Source organism: Massilia sp. BKSP1R2A-1 (genome assembly GCF_050586525.1).
Lineage (GTDB): Bacteria > Pseudomonadota > Gammaproteobacteria > Burkholderiales > Burkholderiaceae_D > Telluria.
This window is the reverse complement of record NZ_JBOBRE010000014.1, coordinates 90,787-105,727: the sequence shown is the minus strand read 5'-3', so window position 1 is coordinate 105,727 and position 14,941 is coordinate 90,787. Positions and strand designations below refer to the sequence as shown.

The window sequence follows — 14,941 nt, the reverse complement described above, 5'->3', positions numbered from 1 at the left end:
TCATAACGATTACATCTTACCTGCGGCGTGGTTTTTACCGCGTCCTGTTGTGACAGGTGGGGATGCTCCTGCAACTTGCAAGGCCGACCACATCATGTAATCTCATCAGCGCCGGTGCGTGCTGAAGAACTGCCACATCAGCTCGTTGGCATCCACGTCGCGCGTCGTCTTGCCGATCGGCAGGCCGACATTGAAGGGGTCGGCGCCGGGCCAGGTATGGCCGCCGTCCTTGACCGTCACCAGCGCTACCCGGGTGCCGGCCTGCGCCTGCTCGCGGTAGTTCACTTCGGTGCCGTCGCCGCTGTCGCCGTTGTAGGCCCGCAGCTGTTCCGGCGCGCCCTCGAGGCCGTTGCGCCTGACCCAGTAGCGGTGGCTGTCCAGGGCGGACAGGTAGCCGGTGGCCTTGCCGTCGTAGGCGACCACCTGGTCGGCGGTGCCGTGGATTAGCATGACGCCGACCTGCGCGACCTTGCCGGTTTTCGCATGGTGCTGGATGACCGGTTCGGGCATCGGGCCGCCCACCGAGGCCACCGCCGCGAACACCTGCGGGAGCTCGGCGGCCAGGCGCAGGGCGAAGAAGCCGCCGCGCGACAGGCCGGTGGCGTAGACGCGCGAGGTGTCGATGCGGTAGTCCTTCCTCAGCTTCTCGTGCAGGGCCTCGGTGAAGCCGACGTCGTCGCTGCCGCCGAGGTAGGACATGCCGAAGCCGACGTTCCAGTCACGCTCGATCCCCAGCGGGTAGACGACGATGAAGCGGTGGCGGTCGGCGGCGCGGTTCATGCCGGTATAGAGCATCTGCTCGGCCATGCTCATGCCGCTGCCATGGAAGTTGAACACGACGGGCCAGGCCTCCCGGGTGTCGGCCTGGTAGGAAGGCGGGGTGTAGACGATATAGCGGCGCTTCACTTCCTTGTGGACCAAGGTGCCGACCTGGGCGAGGGCGGTGCTGCAGGCGCTGGCCAGGACCAGCAGGGCGATCAGGATTTTCATGTGCGTGTTTCCGGGGTTGTGGGAACACGCAGACTAAAGGGGCGGCGGTGAAATCGCGGTGAAATCCGCCGGCTTTTTACGATGCCGGGCGTGGGGCGATCTCGACCCGGTAGCTGGCCTCGCCGGGGTGGAAAGCGATGTTCCACCCCATGGCGCCGGCCACCCGTGCGAGCAGGTTCTGGCCGTGCGCGAAGCCCTGCACCCGGCCCCTGTTCACCGTGTCCACCGTATCCACCGTATTGGCGATGGTGAGCCTGTCGCCGGCCCACTCGATCGCGAGCCGGCATCCGGGCCCGCCGTGGAACAGGGCATTGCCGAGGCAGTTTGCAATCAGCAGCTTCGCCAGGTGCTGGTTGCCGTCGACCGGCAGCCGTTCCGGCAGGTCGACCGCCAGGCGCTCCTCGGTCAAGGCATCGCCCGGCAGGCGCAGCAGCGACTGCTCGATGCAGGCGCGCAGGTCGACGCTGGCGTGCCCGATGTGCTGCGCGCGCGCCAGCGCGAACAGGACCTCGATGGTGGCGCGCAGCTCGTCCAGCCCGGCCTGCAGCTGCGCGATGTCGCTGCGCTCCGGCGGCCGCGTGGCGGCCAGCGCCAGCGTGTTGTTCATCACGGTGAGCGGCGTGCGCAGCTCGTGGCCGACGTCGCGCGTGAAATCGTGCTCGCGGCGCAGGGCGGCCTGCAGGGCGTTGAAGCTGGTTTCCAGGCGTCCGGCCAGCTCGCCGATCTCGTCCGGCCGCGCGCGTGCGCTGAAGCTGGCCACGCTGCCCGGATGCAGGCCCCGAGCCTCGAGGGCCAGCGTCTGCAGCGGCCGCACCAGGCGCCGGGCCAGCAGCCAGGCCAGCAGCAGGGCCAGGCCGATCAGGGCGAGGGCCACGAAGATGAGTACGCCGCCGACGTCCTGCACCACCTTCGACACCACCAGCATGGGCGTCACGTCGGCCAGGATGGTGATGCGGCCGTGAAGCGGCAGCTCGCGCACCATCAGGTGGTAGTGGGCGTCGCCCGCGAAGACTTCGGCGCGCAGGTCGGACGGAGAAGTCTTCGCGCGCACTGCGGCGGGCAGGGTGGCGCGGCGCGTGTGCAGGGTGATCAGGTCGCTGGAGGGGCGGGGCAGGCGGCCCTCGTGGGCGGCGTGCGATGCGATGGCGGCGGCTTCGCGTGTCAGCAGGCGCTCGACCAGCATGTCCTCGGTGACGTAGGCGATCACCACCGCGAGGCCCGTGTAGCACAGGCAGATCAGGACGGTGAAGCCGGCCAGCGCGGCGAACAGGCTCCTGCTGATCGACCTAGTCATTGTCGACGCCGCCCAGGTCGAGCCGGTAGCCGAGCTGCAGGATGGTGGCGAGCATCTTGCGCCCCGATGCTGCTTCCAGCGCCTTGCGCAGGCTGTAGATGTGCGACTTCAGCGCATCGCTGTCGGGCGGATTCGCGCCCCACAAATGCTGGGTGAGCTGGGCGCGCGAGACCGGCTGCGGATGCTCGCGGCACAGCAGGAACAGGATGTTGAAGCCGGCTTGCGTGAGGTGCAGGGGCTGGTCCCCGAAGAGGGCGCGTTTTTCGCGCAGCAGGAGGGTGAAGGGGCCGACGCGCATCTCCTGCTCTTGATGCAGGCTGCCGCGGCGCGCCAGCGCTTCGCAGCGCAGGGCCACCTCGCGCAGGTCGAAGGGCTTGGCGAGGTAGTCGTCGGCCCCGGTGCGGAAGCCTTCGGCCTTGTCCTCGAAGGCGTCGCGCGCGGTCAGCATCAGGATCGGCACATTGCGGGGCGCGTGCGCCTTGATCTCGCGGCAGACCTGCAGGCCGTCGACGTCGGGCAGGTTCAGGTCGAGCAGGACGACGTCGTAGGGGTGGTGCGTGGCCAGTTCGATGGCAAGCCTGCCTGTCGCGGCATGATCCAGCTGCCAGCCCAGGCCCTCGAGGAAAGCCACCAGCTGGCGCGCGATGGTCGGGTGGTCCTCGACCACCAGCACGCTCAGCACGGGGCGCTTCATGCCTCCGCCTTCTCTTTCTCATGGTGGGGGAAGCGGTCCATGCGCGAGAGCACCGGGAACAGCACCGCCCACAGGCCCGTCACCGCGAGCGTGGCCGCGCCGCCCAGCAGGATGGCGCGCGTCAGGCCGAGCCAGCCGGCGGTGACGCCGGACTCGAATTCGCCCAGCTCGTTCGAGGCGCCGATGAAGACCGAGTTCACCGCGCTGACGCGGCCGCGGATGTCGTCGGGGGTCTCGTATTGCACCAGCAGGTGGCGGATGTAGACGCTGACCATGTCGCCCGCGCCGAGCAGGAACAGGGCGCCGAGCGCCACCGGGAAGCTGTTCGTGAAGCCCATCGCCAGCGTGCACAGGCCGAACACGGCCACGCCGCCGAACATCCACAGGCCGACGCGGCGCGTGATCGGGAAGAAGGCCAGCAGGATCGAGCACAGGGCCGCGCCCAGGCCGGGCGCGGTGCGCAGCAGGCCGAGGGCCTGCGGGCCGGCGTGCAGCACGTCGTGGGCGTAGGCCGGCAGCAGGGCGGTGGCGCCGCCGAACAGCACCGCGAACAGGTCGAGCGAGATCGCCCCCAGCACGATGGGACGCGACCAGACGAAGCGCAGGCCTTCCAGCAGCGAGGCCAGGCTCACCGGCCCCTGGGAACGGACCTGCTGGGCGGCGCGCGTGCCCGACATGCACAGCACCGCGATAGAGAGCAGGCTGGCCGCGGCCATGTGCACGGTCATCGGGCCGAAGGCGTAGAGCAGGCCGCCGATGATCGGGCCGGCGATCACGGCCACGTGGAAGGTCGAGGAGCCCAGCGCCACGGCCTGGCTGAAGTCGCGGTCGGGCACGAGGTTTTTCAATACGGCCTGCGAGGCCGGCATCATGAAGGCGCGCGCGGAGCCGAACAGCACCAGGATGGCGAAGACGGGCCACACGATGCGGCTGCTGGTGAACGAAACTGAAGCCGTGAAGCCGACCAGCAGGAGGCTGCACAGCAGCTGGGTGGCCATGCACAGGAGGACGATGTTGCGGCGGTTGTAGCGGTCGGCCACATGGCCGGCCCACAGGATCAGCACCAGGAAGGGCGCGAACTGCGCCAGCCCGATCAGGCCCAGGTCGAACAGGCTGCCCGTGATCTGGTAGACCTGCCAGCCGATGGCGACGCTCTGCATCTGCACCGCGAGGGTGCCCAGGAAGCGGGCGGAGAGGTAGAAGGCGAGATTACGGTTGCGCAGGACGGCCAGGCCGCTGGAAGAGGACAGCAGGGACATGTGGGCTTTCGGGGACGATGCGGGAGAACCTCGGCATTGTGCCCGATTTTCGTGGGGCGGACGGCAAAGCCGCCCAGCCCGAGAAGGGCAAGCCCGTCAAGGTTGCGCCAGATCCGCCTCGGTGGTGAAGGCGTCGGCGAAGAACTCGTCTTCCGGCAGTCCGCACTGCGCCGAATAATCGCGCCGCGCCGATTCCACCATGACGGGCGCGCCGCAGGCGTAGACCTGGTGTCCCGACAGGTCCGGAAGATCCTGCATCACCGCCGCATGCACATAGCCCGTGCGGCCCTGCCAGCCGTCTTCCGGCAGCGCATCCGAGATCACCGGCACGTACTGGAAGTCGGGCAGGGTGGTTTCCCAGGCGCGGCACAGTTCGTCCATGTACAGGTCCTGCGGACGGCGGCCGCCCCAGTACAGGCGCACGGGGCGGCTCGACTTCAGGTGCATCAGGTGTTCGACCAGGGCCTTGACCGGCGCGAAGCCGGTGCCCGAGGCCAGCAGCACGATCGGCTTGCTTGACTCCTCGCGCAGGAAGAAGGTGCCCAGGGGCCCTTCGAAGCGCAGGATGTCGCGCTCCTTCATGGCGCCGAAGACGTGATCGGTGAACAGGCCGCCCGGGAGGTGGCGGATGTGCAGTTCCAGCGGGCCGCTGAAGGAAGGCGCGCAGGCGATGCTGTAGGCGCGGCGCTTGCCGTCCTTGAGCAGGAATTCGATGTACTGGCCGGCGCGGTAGGCCAGCGCCTCGTTGGCCGGCAGCTGCAGGGTGACGATGGCGACGTCCGGCGCGGCGCGCCTGACCCCGGCGATCCGGGTCGGCATCTTGCGCACCGGGTAGTCCGAGCTGCCGCCCACTTCGCGCGCCTCGATCACCAGGTCCTGTTGCGGCACGGCGCAGCAGAACAGCGACATGCCCTGGGTCTTCTCGATGTCGCTCAGGGCGCGCGCCTGGTGCGGCTTGTGGGTGAGTTCGCCCTCCAGGACCTTGCCCTTGCAGGAGCCGCAGGCGCCGTTCTTGCAGCCGTAAGGCAGGCCGATGCCGGCGCGGATGGCGGCGGAAAGAACGGTTTCATCGGCCTCGCAGGTGAACTGGTGGCCGCTCGGCTGGACGGTGATCTGGAAGGTCATGCGGTATCTGGACTTCGAAAAGTTATTGGTAAAACAAGGCGGTATTCTACACCGGCCCCGCCGCAGCCGTGGGACGCCTGCCGTGCTACAGTAGCGCGCCTTCACTTGTCCGCCCAGCCATGACCCAGACTTCCGCCTTCCACCGTCCACGCCTGCTCGTCGTCGGCTGCGGCGACGTCGGCATGCGCCTGCTGCCCCTCATCGCATCGCGCTTTCGTGTGTTCGCCCTCACCAGCCAGCCCGAGCGGCGCGACGAATTGCGCGCGGCGGGCGCGGTGCCGGTCGTCGCCGATCTCGACCAGGGCGCGACCCTGGGCCGCCTGCGCGGCCTGGCCGACTGGGTGCTGCACCTGGCGCCGCCCCAGCCCGAGGGCGACATCGACCGCCGCACCCGGCGCCTGGTCGCGGCGCTCGGCGGCGTCAAGCGCCTGGTGTATGTCAGCACCACCGGCGTGTATGGCGACTGCGGCGGCGAGCGAGTGCTGGAATCGCGCAAGGTAGCGCCGCGCAATGCGCGCGCGGTGCGGCGGGTCGATGCGGAACGGGTGCTGCGCGCCTGGGCCCTGGCCACCGGCACGCGCCTGGCGATCCTGCGCGTGCCCGGCATCTATGCGGAGGACCGCCTGCCCGTCAAGCGCCTGCAGCAGGGCACGCCGGCTCTGCGCGCCGAGGACGATGTGTACACCAACCACGTCCACGCCGACGACCTGGCGCGCATCGTCGCGCTGGCGCTGCTGCGCGGCCGTCCGGGACGGGTGGTGCACGCGGTGGACGATACGCGCCTCAAGATGGGCGACTATTTCGACGCGGTGGCCGATGCCCTCGGCCTGCCGCGTCCGCCTCGGCTGCCGCGTGCGGAACTCGAGGCGGTGGTGTCCCCGGCCCTGCTGTCCTTCATGTCGGAATCGCGCGTGCTCGACAACACCCGCCTGAAGCGCGAGCTGCGCGTGCGATTGCGTTACCCGGATGTGGATGCGGCGCTGGCGCAGCTGCGGCCCGCTCCCGTACAATCCACGGCTACGAAGGAGCAAGCATGACTTATGAAGAATATCTCGACGAAGTGACCACGCTGATCGTCGAAAAATACGGCGTCAAGGATGCCGCCGCCATCAAGATCGTCGTCGACGCGCAGGACAAGGAATACTTCGTCGCCCACGACGACAAGCCCGAGATGCGCACCGTCGAGCGCGCCCATGCGGATGCGCGCACTCTCTACCAGGCAAGCGGCCTGGCCAAAGCCCCCGCCAAGAAAAAGTAATCCCCCAGCATTGCCTTCCTGCGCCATCCGCATTGCAGCGGAGGCCGGCGCACGTCCGTACTTGGAGCATGGCCTCGAAAAAAGGGCGGTCTTGTGCAAAAGTCAATCACTATGTGTATCATTTCGTCCCTGACGAAAAATGCCATATAAACCATGCCGTTGGAGCGCGGACTACTAATTTTTCGCGATAGATCACGGAAAGTGACAAATTATTAATACTTCCTGAAAGAAACGACATGCCCATTCGCAGACTGCCCGAAGGCGCAGAGTACGACCCCAACCGGGTCCTCGACGCCATCATCGCCAAACTCCGCCTCAAGAACGACGCCGCGCTCTCGCGCCTGCTGGAAGTGGCGCCGCCCGTGATCAGCAAGATCCGCCACAACACGCTGCCGATCGGCGCCACCATCCTGCTGCGCATGCACGAGGTGAGCGACTTCAGCATCGGCGAACTGCGCGAACTGATGATCAAGGAGGACGCCGAGCTGCTGGCCGCCTGAGCAAAGGCGGCCGGGGGACGCGATGGTCGCCCGGCCGCCCATTGGGTCAAGGCCTTCAGGCCGCGCAGGCCAGTTCCTGCCCGGGTTTCGCCGGCGGCGAGCAGTATGCGTACGCGGTATTGGCCGCCAGGCCCGGCTTCGCCGGCGAGGAACAGTAGCCGTACGCGGCGCCGGCACTGCTGCCCGGCTTTCCCGGCGAGGAACAATAAGCGTAGGCGGCGTCGGCGCCTTGCTGCGGCTTGCCCGGCGAAGAGCAGTACGCGTAGGCGGCATTGGCGGCGTCGAGCGGCTTGGTCGGGATCGAGCAGTAGGCATGCGCGGCGTTGGCGGCCTGGCGCGACTTGCCCGGCGACGAGCAGTATGCGCCGGCGGCGTCGAGCGGCTTGGTCGGGATGGAGCAGTACGCAGTGGCGGCGTCGTGCTGCTTGCCCGGCGACGAGCAGTAGGCACCGGCGTCGTTGGCGGCCGGCGCGGCGCCGAACTCCGCTTCGTAGATGGCGCGCATGCGCTCGCCGGCGGCAGCATGGTCGCCTTCGTCCGCATCGGCGCCGATGCCGACGTAGGGGTAGTGGTGCAGGAAGTAGCCGAACACGGCTTCGCAGTCGCGGGCGTACTTCATCGTGTCGAGGATGTGGTAGTGCCAGAAGGTGTCGACGTCGACGGTCGGCGATGCTTCCGCATCGGGGTACTTCTTCATCAGGAACAGGAAGCGCCGGTATTCGGTTTCCACTGCATCGGCCCGCAACGCGGACCAACCTTCACCGGATTCCACATGCATCAGTTTCATTTTGATCGGGGCAAGATCAAGAGCTTCAAATGCTGCGAATGCGTTCGTCGACATGATGTTCACCTTTTGTAGTAGACCTGTTGGTTAAGGCATCCTTTTTTTATCCCTAGTTAAAGCGGTACGTCAGAAAGTCCTCCTGCGTGAAGGTGACGCGTTAATCGGAAGCCAAGCGCTGCGTCTTGACCGGTGGCAGTGATAGAAATTGTCCTGCGACCGCTCAGTCCCAATGTTGAGTTCTGTCAACCAAGAAACGGTTATGTAGAAACGCGACAACTTGGCTAAACACAAGCAAGTCCGGGCTAGGCAACGGCGGGCAGCACGAGTTCATCGTCACGTGGCAAGAGGTCGGACATGCCGTCCAGGTGCGCGCCCACCGGAATGGTGACCACGATGGTGGTGCCGGTATCCGGACCGCTGCTGATCGAGAAGCTGCCGCCGAGGATGTTGATGCGCTCTTCGATGCCCACCAGGCCGAAGGAGCCGTTGCGGTTGCGGCTGCCCGGCTGCATGCCGACCCCGTTGTCGCGGATCGTCATGGTCAACGCATCGCCGTGCTGGTGCAGGTCGATCCGCACACGGCTCGCACGCGCATGCCGCGCGACGTTGTTGAGCGACTCCTGCAGGATGCGGAACAGGGCGGTGGCGCACTGGTCGTCGAGGTGGTGCTCGGTCTCGTCCTCGACCAGCTCGCATTCGATGCCGGTACGGCGCGCGAAGTCCGCGACCTGCCAGTCGACGGCCGCGTTCAGGCCCAGGTCGAGCACGTTCGGCCGCAGGTCGTTGATGATCTGGCGCACGCTGCGAATGGTAACGTCGATCTGGCGCACCGTCGCACTGGCGCGCTCGTGCAGGCGCCCATGGCGGCCGCGCGTGCGGTTGGCGAGGATCTCGGCCTCGATCTTCAGGGCCAGCAGGTTCTGCGCGAGTTCGTCGTGGATCTCGCGTGCGATGCGCTTGCGCTCGCCCTCCTTGATCTGTTCCGTGTGTGCGGCCAGCTGGCGCAGCTTTTCGTTGGTCGCCTGCAGCTTGGCCTGGCTGGCGCGCAGCTCGCGCGTCATGTCCTCGGCCATGCGCAAGGCGGAGCGGCGCGACGAGGCCAGGGTCTGGAACAGCGCGTACAGCAGGGCGGTGCTGAGCGAGCCGGCGAGGGCGGTCAGCCAGGGGTAGAAGAAGTCGAAGCGCGTGTACAGCGCCTTCCTGTCGATGCTGAAGTCGGCGCGCCACTGACGCTGGTTGTAGGCGATCGGCAGGTCGGCGCGCAGTACGTCGTCCTCGGCGCGTTCCGGCACGCGGATTCCCGACGCCTTGTGGCTGTCGTAGAGCACCGCGCTGGGCCGGTCCCCGCCCGGCCCCGGCGGCACCGCGTCGAGGTCGGTGAGCACCAGGCGCACCGCGGCCGGGAAGCCCTCGAGTGCGCCGCTGACCATCTTGGCGACGCCGAAACCGATGCCGACCGAGCCGACGTAGGCGGCGCGGCGCCGGCCGACGGTGCCGATCGGCACGCCGCTGCGGTACACCGGCAGGCGCATCGCGAGGATGTTCTGGCTGGGGCCCGGGCCGGGCAGGACGTTGACGCGCAGACCCGAGGCGGCGATGGAATTCTCGTCGCGCGACTTGGCCGCCGTGCGGCGGATGTAGCTGTTCGCTTCCAGGTCGAGCCCGAGCTTGTCGAGCGACTCCGGAATCGCAGGCTCCATGTAGACGATGACCGTGTAGCTGTCGCGGCCGGGCACGGGCTCCAGCTTCTTGGCGGGCTCGGGCATGCCATACTGGCGCAGGCGGCGGCGTACGTCGGCGTCCACCGCCGCCAGTTCGGCCGGGCCGACGGCGCGCGCGTAATTCATGGCCTCGATGCCGGGGAAGTTGCGCGGGGTGTCGAGCTGTTCGACGTAGTGGCGGAAGTCGTCGGCGCTGGCGGCCGGGTTGGCGTGGAACAGTCCGGCCATGCCGCGCAGGACGTTGGTATAGCTCTTGATGCGGGCGTCGATCGCATACTGGGCCGCGCGCGCCATGCCGCGAAAGCGCGCCTGGGCATCGCTTTCGATGGCATTCGCCGTCGCCACGTACAGGGCGGCCCCGACCGACACCGAAAGAAGAGAGCCGATCAGCAGGGTGGCAGGAAATTTGACCAGGTGTGCAGGCGCTGACATGGTCGTGTACCTCGCTTGCTGAGTGAATACGTGTCGTAAATGCGACAAACATTCATTACGTTAACTGGTTTACCGGGCAAAGCGCCTATCAGATTGACTAGGTTTACCATTTCCACAACGGAATTGAATTGGTGGAAACGTTTTAAATCCGCCATCGAAAACGGGCCCGCGCCCAGGGAGTGCCTGGATGCGGGCCCGACGGATTGCGAAGGGCGCCGGCTCTTCCTTCGGCGCCATTGCAAAAAACTGTTTTCGAGGCTTATTTGCCCCAGCTGTCCTTCAGCGTGGTCACGCGGTTGAACACCGGCTTGCCCGGCCGCGAGTCCACGCGGTCGGCGACGAAGTAGCCGTGGCGCTCGAACTGGAAGCGCTGGTCGCCCACGGCGTCCTTCATGCCCGGCTCCAGGTAGGCGGTGACGGTTTCCAGCGCGTTCGGGTTCAGCGCGGCCTTGAAGTCCTTGCCGCCGGCGTCCGGCTGCGCTTCCGTGAACAGGCGGTCATACAGGCGCACTTCGGCCTCGAGCGCGGTGGCGGCGCTGACCCAGGTGATGTTGCCCTTGACCTTGTAGTTGTCCGCGCCCGGCGTGCCCGACTTCGAATCCTCGAAATACTTCACGTGCACGGCCGTGACCTTGCCGTTCTCGTCCTTCTCAAAACCGGTGCACTCGACCACGAAGCCGTATTTCAGGCGCACGCGCGCGCCCGGCTGGTCGCCCACGGGCGGCGTGAAGCGGTGGTAGCCCTTGGTCGGGGTTTCCATGAAGTCTTCCTGCTCGATCCACAGCTCGCGCGTGAAGGGGAAGGTGCGCACGCCCATCTCAGGATGGTGGGGGTGGACGGGCGACGAGCACTCGACCGCTTCGCCTTCCGGGAAGTTGTCGACAATGAGTTTCAAAGGACGCAGCACGGCGATCGCGCGCGGGGCCTTCGGATCCAGGTCGTCGCGCAGCGCGCCTTCCAGGGTGCTCATGTCGATCCAGCCGTCGGCCTTCGAGACGCCGATGCGCTCGCAGAACAGCTGGATCGATTCCGGCGTGTAGCCGCGGCGGCGCAGGCCGACGATGGTCGGCATGCGCGGGTCGTCCCAGCCCGTCACCACGCCCTCGTCGACCAGCTGGCGGAGTTTGCGCTTCGAGGTCACGACATAAGTGAGGTTCAGGCGCGCCATCTCGTACTGGCGCGGCACCGGACGCGGGAAGAAGCCGCCGTCGGCCAGGGTCTCGACCAGCCAGTCGTACATCGGGCGGTGGTCCTGGAATTCCAGCGTGCAGATCGAATGGGTGATGTTTTCCAGCGCGTCCGAGATCGGGTGCGTGTAGTCGTACATCGGGTAGATGCACCAGGCATCGCCCGTGCGGTGATGATGCGCATGGCGGATGCGGTACAGAGCGGGATCGCGGTTGGTCATGTTGGGCGAGGACATCGCGTCCTCGCTCATCTTCGCGCGCAGGATGTGTTCGCCGTCCTTGTACTTGCCGGCCTTCATGTCGCGGAACAGCTGCAGCGATTCTTCGACCGGGCGGTTGCGGAAGGGCGAGTTGGTGCCCGGCGTTGAAAAGTTGCCGCGGTTCTTCGCCATCTCTTCCGGCGACTGGCTGTCCACATAGGCCTTGCCTTCGCGGATCAGGTACTCGGCCATCTCGTAGAGCTTGTCGAAGTAGTCGCTGGCGTAGTGCAGGTATTCGCCGTCGCCCTGTTCCCAGGTGAAGCCGAGCCACTTCACCGAATCCATGATGGTGTCGACGTATTCCTGGTCTTCCTTCTCCGGATTGGTGTCGTCGAAGCGCAGGTGGCAGCGGCCGTTGTAGTCGCGCGCCAGGCCGAAGTTCAGGCAGATCGATTTCGCGTGGCCCACGTGCAGGTAGCCGTTCGGCTCCGGCGGGAAGCGGGTGATGACGGGCGGCATGCCTTCACGCGCATGCGTGCCTGCCGCGATATCGTTGTCGATAATCGCGCGCAGGAAGTTGGACGACGGGGCATTCCCCGTTGCCGGGTTGTTCTTTTCAATGCTCATTGGAAAAAAGTTGAGATGGTTATGGCGGACATTTTACCGTAACGCAGCACGACTCCGCCCTCTATGTGGTGAAGCGCACGGTACGGCCTTTTGGCCCGATCCATACTTGGTGCAATTCCGCCCATTCGCAAGGCTCATCATGAAAACCCTCGCCACCCATCCGGAACTGGTCCGCGCCTGGATGCTGGCCCTGGCCGGCATGCCCATGCCGAAGCTGCCGCAGCCGGAGTCCCGCCCCGCCAGCCCGCCGCCGGTCCAGCCCTACCGCCGCTGACCCCGCGCCGGGCCGCCATTCGCCAGCTTGCCGGTTTATATAGGATAATCTCGCTTTTGCCCTCTTGCGGCCCATGCCGGGAGAATTCCAAGTGGAAAATTTATACGCGATCCTCGGCGTCGCACCGAATGCGAGTGACGACGAGATCAAGAAGGTCTATCGCTCGCTCGCGATGCGCTACCACCCGGACCGCAACCAGGCGCCGGGCGCCGAAGCGCGCTTCAAGGCCGTCACCAAGGCCTACGAGGTGCTGTCGGACCCGGTCAGGCGGGCCGAGTACAACCAGAGCGTGAACCACCGCATCGTGCTCGATGCCGAGGCCGAAGCCTTCGAGTTGTGGCGCTCGCTGTTCGCCCTGAACGGCGTCACTATTCAGCCTTGAAGCACATCCCGAATCAACAGGACACACAATGAAAAACGTACATCCCGAGTTTTCCTTCCAGTCGCGTGAGCTGGAAGGGCAGATCGAGGGCACGCTGGGTGACCCGCCCAACAGGAAGAACTACGACATGATGGTCAATGCCCTGGTGTCCGAGTACGCCAGCGGTTCCGGCCTCGACGACGTGAACCTGATGGCCTTCGCCCTGGTCGATTGCATCAGGTTCAAGGACCCGAAGGGCCTGCTGCGCGAAGCGGCCGACTACGAAGGCAGCGACCCCGCCCGCGTGTTCGCGATGGCCGAGTGCACGGGCGAGCAGGGCGCCGCCATGTACGAGTCCATGACCGCCAACTATCCGGAACTGGCGCGCCAGGCCATCATCACGGCCTTCCTGTTCAAGAACCAGGGCCGCTGGGATGACGAGGACCGTTCGCTCGACCGCCTGGCCGAGGGCGACGAAGGCGACGACGACGATATGGAAGATACGGCCGCGACCGACGATTTCACGCAGCTGTTCGATGCCGATGGAGAGCGCGAATGAGTGACGAGAATAAAGCCAACCTGCCGGCGCTGACAAAACAGGTCAGCGAACTGGTGCTGGCCGGCTCGCTCGAGCACGCCGAAGAGGCGTTCTCGCACGCCGCCGACGAGCATGGCGACTACGCGGTCGCCGAAGTGCTGTCGACCCTGCCGCCGCAGGTCACGGCCCTGCACCTGTCGGGCTTCGACGGCGCCAAGACCTCGGTCGCGACCCTCCTGGTGCCGCCCAAGGCCTGGGCCGACAGCCTGGCCTACATCGCGGCCACCTGGCCCGACAACATGATCGAGGACGATCCCGAGCGCATCGCCGAGAACCTGTTCAACCACGTGCACGGCATCGTCTACGCCACCGACGACGAAGACCGCCGCATCGAGCTGCTGCAGGAAGCCTCCGCCACCGACCACGGCGCCACCGTGTTCGCCATCCTGTGGTCGCTGGCCCCGCGCGAGATCCTGGAGCTGGCCGGCGAGATCCTCTCGAAAGGCCGCTACGTGACGGCCCAGACCAGCGGCGACAGCGACATCGCGCCGCTCGCCGTCGACCTGGCCAAGGCGACCGAGGACGGCTGGGAGCGTTCGCTGCTCGAGCTGTTCCCGGACTTCCGCCACAGCGCCGAGATGGCCGATGTCGAACTGCCGGACGATCCGGACGAGGAATCTGACTTCATGCAGCGCTCCACGCGCGAGCTGCTGTACCGCCTGCGCAAGCAGGTGCCTTCGGTGCGCAGCATGCCGCGCCGCGGCACCCGCCGCAGCATGGGCACGGACATCTTCTCGTGAGCGGGGCGCCAGGATCCATGCTGCCCGCAATCGTCATCGAGAAGCTGCCGCGCCTGGTGCGCGCCATCAAGCTGATGTCCACGGAGGCAACGCCCGACGAGACCGCGGTGCTGGCCGACGAGCTGTCCGGCATCACCGCCATGGTGGCCGAGAAGTTCACCAACGACCGCACGGCCGAGGGCATCCAGCGCGCCCAGCTGCTGACCATCGGCGGCGTCTCGCTGGGCCTCGAGCACCTGGTCGACTCCGACGACGACCTGGATGCGCTCGACATCCTGATCGAAGAGGGCGCCGAACTGGTGTTCCAGCAGGGCTTCCGCCTGGTGAAGGAATTGTCCGCGCTGCCCGAAGATACGCTGGTGGGCGAGTACGACGTCGACCCGGTGTATTCGCAGCGGCGCCTCAAGGAGCTGTTCGTCGACCTGTGCACGGCCGACCCGGGCGAGACCTGGTCCGGCTATGAGCGCTATCTCGGCCAGTTGAAACAGCGCCAGGGCGTGCAGGCCATCGTGCGTGCGGCCCAGTGGCTGCGCCGCCACCACTACGAAGGCCCGATCAACGATCCGGACCTGAACGCCGAGGGCGTGATCGCGCTGGCGATCATCTTCGCGGTCGAAGGCGGCGGACGCATCACGGCGCGTACGGGCCAGAAGGAGTTCGAGCGCCTGGTGAAGTCGGTGCGCAAGAACAAGCCGGACTTCGAGGCCGGCTGGGCCGCGCTGATGGCGCAGGTGCCAGGCGCGCACCAGCCGGTGATCGCGGACCGCATCGCTACCTACCGCGAGCACTGCACGGTGCTGCAGCACCTGACTACGCGTGCGACCATGAAGCAGCTGTTCACCGAGCTGGAGAACTACGCCGGTTCCGAGCTCGACCCGGACCTGCCCTGATCCCGCA

Annotated in this window: 16 protein-coding genes; 8 read left to right on the top strand and 8 right to left on the bottom strand. The window is 66.6% G+C overall.

What is annotated here, in order from left to right:
* Positions 1 to 105 precede the first annotated feature (105 nt).
* From ACQ7JA_RS19985 to ACQ7JA_RS19965, 5 genes are all read right to left on the bottom strand, one after another.
* Positions 106 to 990, bottom strand: a complete 885-nt coding sequence (locus tag ACQ7JA_RS19985; protein WP_430900933.1) for an extracellular catalytic domain type 1 short-chain-length polyhydroxyalkanoate depolymerase — start codon at positions 988 to 990, stop codon at positions 106 to 108.
* A gap of 76 nt (positions 991 to 1,066) precedes the next feature.
* Positions 1,067 to 2,284 carry a sensor histidine kinase gene (locus tag ACQ7JA_RS19980; RefSeq protein WP_430900931.1) on the bottom strand — a complete coding sequence of 406 codons (1,218 nt, stop codon included), beginning with the start codon at positions 2,282 to 2,284 and terminating at the stop codon, positions 1,067 to 1,069.
* Positions 2,277 to 2,978 carry a response regulator transcription factor gene (locus tag ACQ7JA_RS19975; protein WP_430900929.1) on the bottom strand — a complete coding sequence of 234 codons (702 nt, stop codon included), beginning with the start codon at positions 2,976 to 2,978 and terminating at the stop codon, positions 2,277 to 2,279. The genes ACQ7JA_RS19980 and ACQ7JA_RS19975 overlap by 8 nt, the downstream gene beginning before the upstream one ends.
* The gene (locus ACQ7JA_RS19970; protein WP_430900927.1) at positions 2,975 to 4,237 is read right to left on the bottom strand and encodes an MFS transporter; all 1,263 of its coding nucleotides are present in this window, start codon (positions 4,235 to 4,237) and stop codon (positions 2,975 to 2,977) included. Before ACQ7JA_RS19970 ends, ACQ7JA_RS19975 begins: the two co-directional genes overlap by 4 nt.
* A 96-nt stretch (positions 4,238 to 4,333) precedes the next feature.
* Positions 4,334 to 5,362 (bottom strand): CDP-6-deoxy-delta-3,4-glucoseen reductase, encoded by a 1,029-nt coding sequence (locus ACQ7JA_RS19965; RefSeq protein ID WP_430900925.1) that lies wholly within the window; start codon positions 5,360 to 5,362, stop codon positions 4,334 to 4,336.
* A gap of 119 nt (positions 5,363 to 5,481) precedes the next feature.
* Between ACQ7JA_RS19965 and ACQ7JA_RS19960 the strand changes: the two genes are divergently transcribed.
* From ACQ7JA_RS19960 to ACQ7JA_RS19950, 3 genes are all read left to right on the top strand, one after another.
* The gene (locus ACQ7JA_RS19960; RefSeq protein ID WP_430900923.1) at positions 5,482 to 6,399 is read left to right on the top strand and encodes an SDR family oxidoreductase; all 918 of its coding nucleotides are present in this window, start codon (positions 5,482 to 5,484) and stop codon (positions 6,397 to 6,399) included.
* Positions 6,396 to 6,620, top strand: coding sequence for a hypothetical protein (locus ACQ7JA_RS19955; RefSeq protein ID WP_430900921.1), 225 nt, complete (start codon positions 6,396 to 6,398; stop codon positions 6,618 to 6,620). Before ACQ7JA_RS19960 ends, ACQ7JA_RS19955 begins: the two co-directional genes overlap by 4 nt.
* A 236-nt stretch (positions 6,621 to 6,856) precedes the next feature.
* Positions 6,857 to 7,120, top strand: a complete 264-nt coding sequence (locus ACQ7JA_RS19950) for a hypothetical protein (RefSeq protein ID WP_430900919.1) — start codon at positions 6,857 to 6,859, stop codon at positions 7,118 to 7,120.
* 55 nt (positions 7,121 to 7,175) lie between these two features.
* Here ACQ7JA_RS19950 and ACQ7JA_RS19945 read toward each other — a convergent pair whose 3' ends face one another.
* The 3 genes from ACQ7JA_RS19945 to ACQ7JA_RS19935 form a co-directional block, all read right to left on the bottom strand.
* A complete protein-coding gene (locus ACQ7JA_RS19945) occupies positions 7,176 to 7,907 on the bottom strand; it encodes a glycine-rich domain-containing protein (protein WP_430900917.1) in 732 nt (243 codons plus the stop codon).
* 299 nt (positions 7,908 to 8,206) lie between these two features.
* Complete coding sequence (locus ACQ7JA_RS19940; RefSeq protein WP_430900915.1) at positions 8,207 to 10,057, bottom strand: CHASE domain-containing protein; 1,851 nt, start codon at positions 10,055 to 10,057, stop codon at positions 8,207 to 8,209.
* A gap of 259 nt (positions 10,058 to 10,316) precedes the next feature.
* On the bottom strand, positions 10,317 to 12,071 hold the full coding sequence (locus tag ACQ7JA_RS19935; RefSeq protein WP_430900913.1) for a glutamine--tRNA ligase/YqeY domain fusion protein: 1,755 nt from the start codon (positions 12,069 to 12,071) through the stop codon (positions 10,317 to 10,319).
* 139 nt (positions 12,072 to 12,210) lie between these two features.
* On the opposite strand from ACQ7JA_RS19935, the gene ACQ7JA_RS19930 reads away from it, so the two are divergent.
* The 5 genes from ACQ7JA_RS19930 to ACQ7JA_RS19910 all read left to right on the top strand — a co-directional run bounded on the left by ACQ7JA_RS19930 (position 12,211) and on the right by ACQ7JA_RS19910 (position 14,934).
* A complete protein-coding gene (locus ACQ7JA_RS19930) occupies positions 12,211 to 12,345 on the top strand; it encodes a hypothetical protein (RefSeq protein ID WP_430900911.1) in 135 nt (44 codons plus the stop codon).
* Positions 12,346 to 12,436: 91 nt separating this feature from the next.
* The gene (locus ACQ7JA_RS19925; protein ID WP_430900909.1) at positions 12,437 to 12,727 is read left to right on the top strand and encodes a DnaJ domain-containing protein; all 291 of its coding nucleotides are present in this window, start codon (positions 12,437 to 12,439) and stop codon (positions 12,725 to 12,727) included.
* Between the two features lie 28 nt (positions 12,728 to 12,755).
* Positions 12,756 to 13,265: a hypothetical protein gene (locus tag ACQ7JA_RS19920; RefSeq protein ID WP_430900907.1), complete on the top strand. Its 510-nt coding sequence runs from the start codon at positions 12,756 to 12,758 to the stop codon at positions 13,263 to 13,265.
* Positions 13,262 to 14,044 carry a hypothetical protein gene (locus tag ACQ7JA_RS19915; protein WP_430900905.1) on the top strand — a complete coding sequence of 261 codons (783 nt, stop codon included), beginning with the start codon at positions 13,262 to 13,264 and terminating at the stop codon, positions 14,042 to 14,044. Before ACQ7JA_RS19920 ends, ACQ7JA_RS19915 begins: the two co-directional genes overlap by 4 nt.
* Before the next feature lie 17 nt (positions 14,045 to 14,061).
* On the top strand, positions 14,062 to 14,934 hold the full coding sequence (locus ACQ7JA_RS19910; RefSeq protein WP_430900903.1) for a hypothetical protein: 873 nt from the start codon (positions 14,062 to 14,064) through the stop codon (positions 14,932 to 14,934).
* Positions 14,935 to 14,941: the final 7 nt, after the last annotated feature.

Coding starts and splice junctions, on each gene's coding strand:
- ACQ7JA_RS19985 (WP_430900933.1), bottom strand. CDS start 990: ATGAAAATCCTGATCGCCCTGCTGGTCCTGGCCAGCGCCTGCAGCACC.
- ACQ7JA_RS19980 (WP_430900931.1), bottom strand. CDS start 2,284: ATGACTAGGTCGATCAGCAGGAGCCTGTTCGCCGCGCTGGCCGGCTTC.
- ACQ7JA_RS19975 (WP_430900929.1), bottom strand. CDS start 2,978: ATGAAGCGCCCCGTGCTGAGCGTGCTGGTGGTCGAGGACCACCCGACC.
- ACQ7JA_RS19970 (WP_430900927.1), bottom strand. CDS start 4,237: ATGTCCCTGCTGTCCTCTTCCAGCGGCCTGGCCGTCCTGCGCAACCGT.
- ACQ7JA_RS19965 (WP_430900925.1), bottom strand. CDS start 5,362: ATGACCTTCCAGATCACCGTCCAGCCGAGCGGCCACCAGTTCACCTGC.
- ACQ7JA_RS19960 (WP_430900923.1), top strand. CDS start 5,482: ATGACCCAGACTTCCGCCTTCCACCGTCCACGCCTGCTCGTCGTCGGC.
- ACQ7JA_RS19955 (WP_430900921.1), top strand. CDS start 6,396: ATGACTTATGAAGAATATCTCGACGAAGTGACCACGCTGATCGTCGAA.
- ACQ7JA_RS19950 (WP_430900919.1), top strand. CDS start 6,857: ATGCCCATTCGCAGACTGCCCGAAGGCGCAGAGTACGACCCCAACCGG.
- ACQ7JA_RS19945 (WP_430900917.1), bottom strand. CDS start 7,907: ATGAAACTGATGCATGTGGAATCCGGTGAAGGTTGGTCCGCGTTGCGG.
- ACQ7JA_RS19940 (WP_430900915.1), bottom strand. CDS start 10,057: ATGTCAGCGCCTGCACACCTGGTCAAATTTCCTGCCACCCTGCTGATC.
- ACQ7JA_RS19935 (WP_430900913.1), bottom strand. CDS start 12,071: ATGAGCATTGAAAAGAACAACCCGGCAACGGGGAATGCCCCGTCGTCC.
- ACQ7JA_RS19930 (WP_430900911.1), top strand. CDS start 12,211: ATGAAAACCCTCGCCACCCATCCGGAACTGGTCCGCGCCTGGATGCTG.
- ACQ7JA_RS19920 (WP_430900907.1), top strand. CDS start 12,756: ATGAAAAACGTACATCCCGAGTTTTCCTTCCAGTCGCGTGAGCTGGAA.
- ACQ7JA_RS19915 (WP_430900905.1), top strand. CDS start 13,262: ATGAGTGACGAGAATAAAGCCAACCTGCCGGCGCTGACAAAACAGGTC.
- ACQ7JA_RS19910 (WP_430900903.1), top strand. CDS start 14,062: ATGCTGCCCGCAATCGTCATCGAGAAGCTGCCGCGCCTGGTGCGCGCC.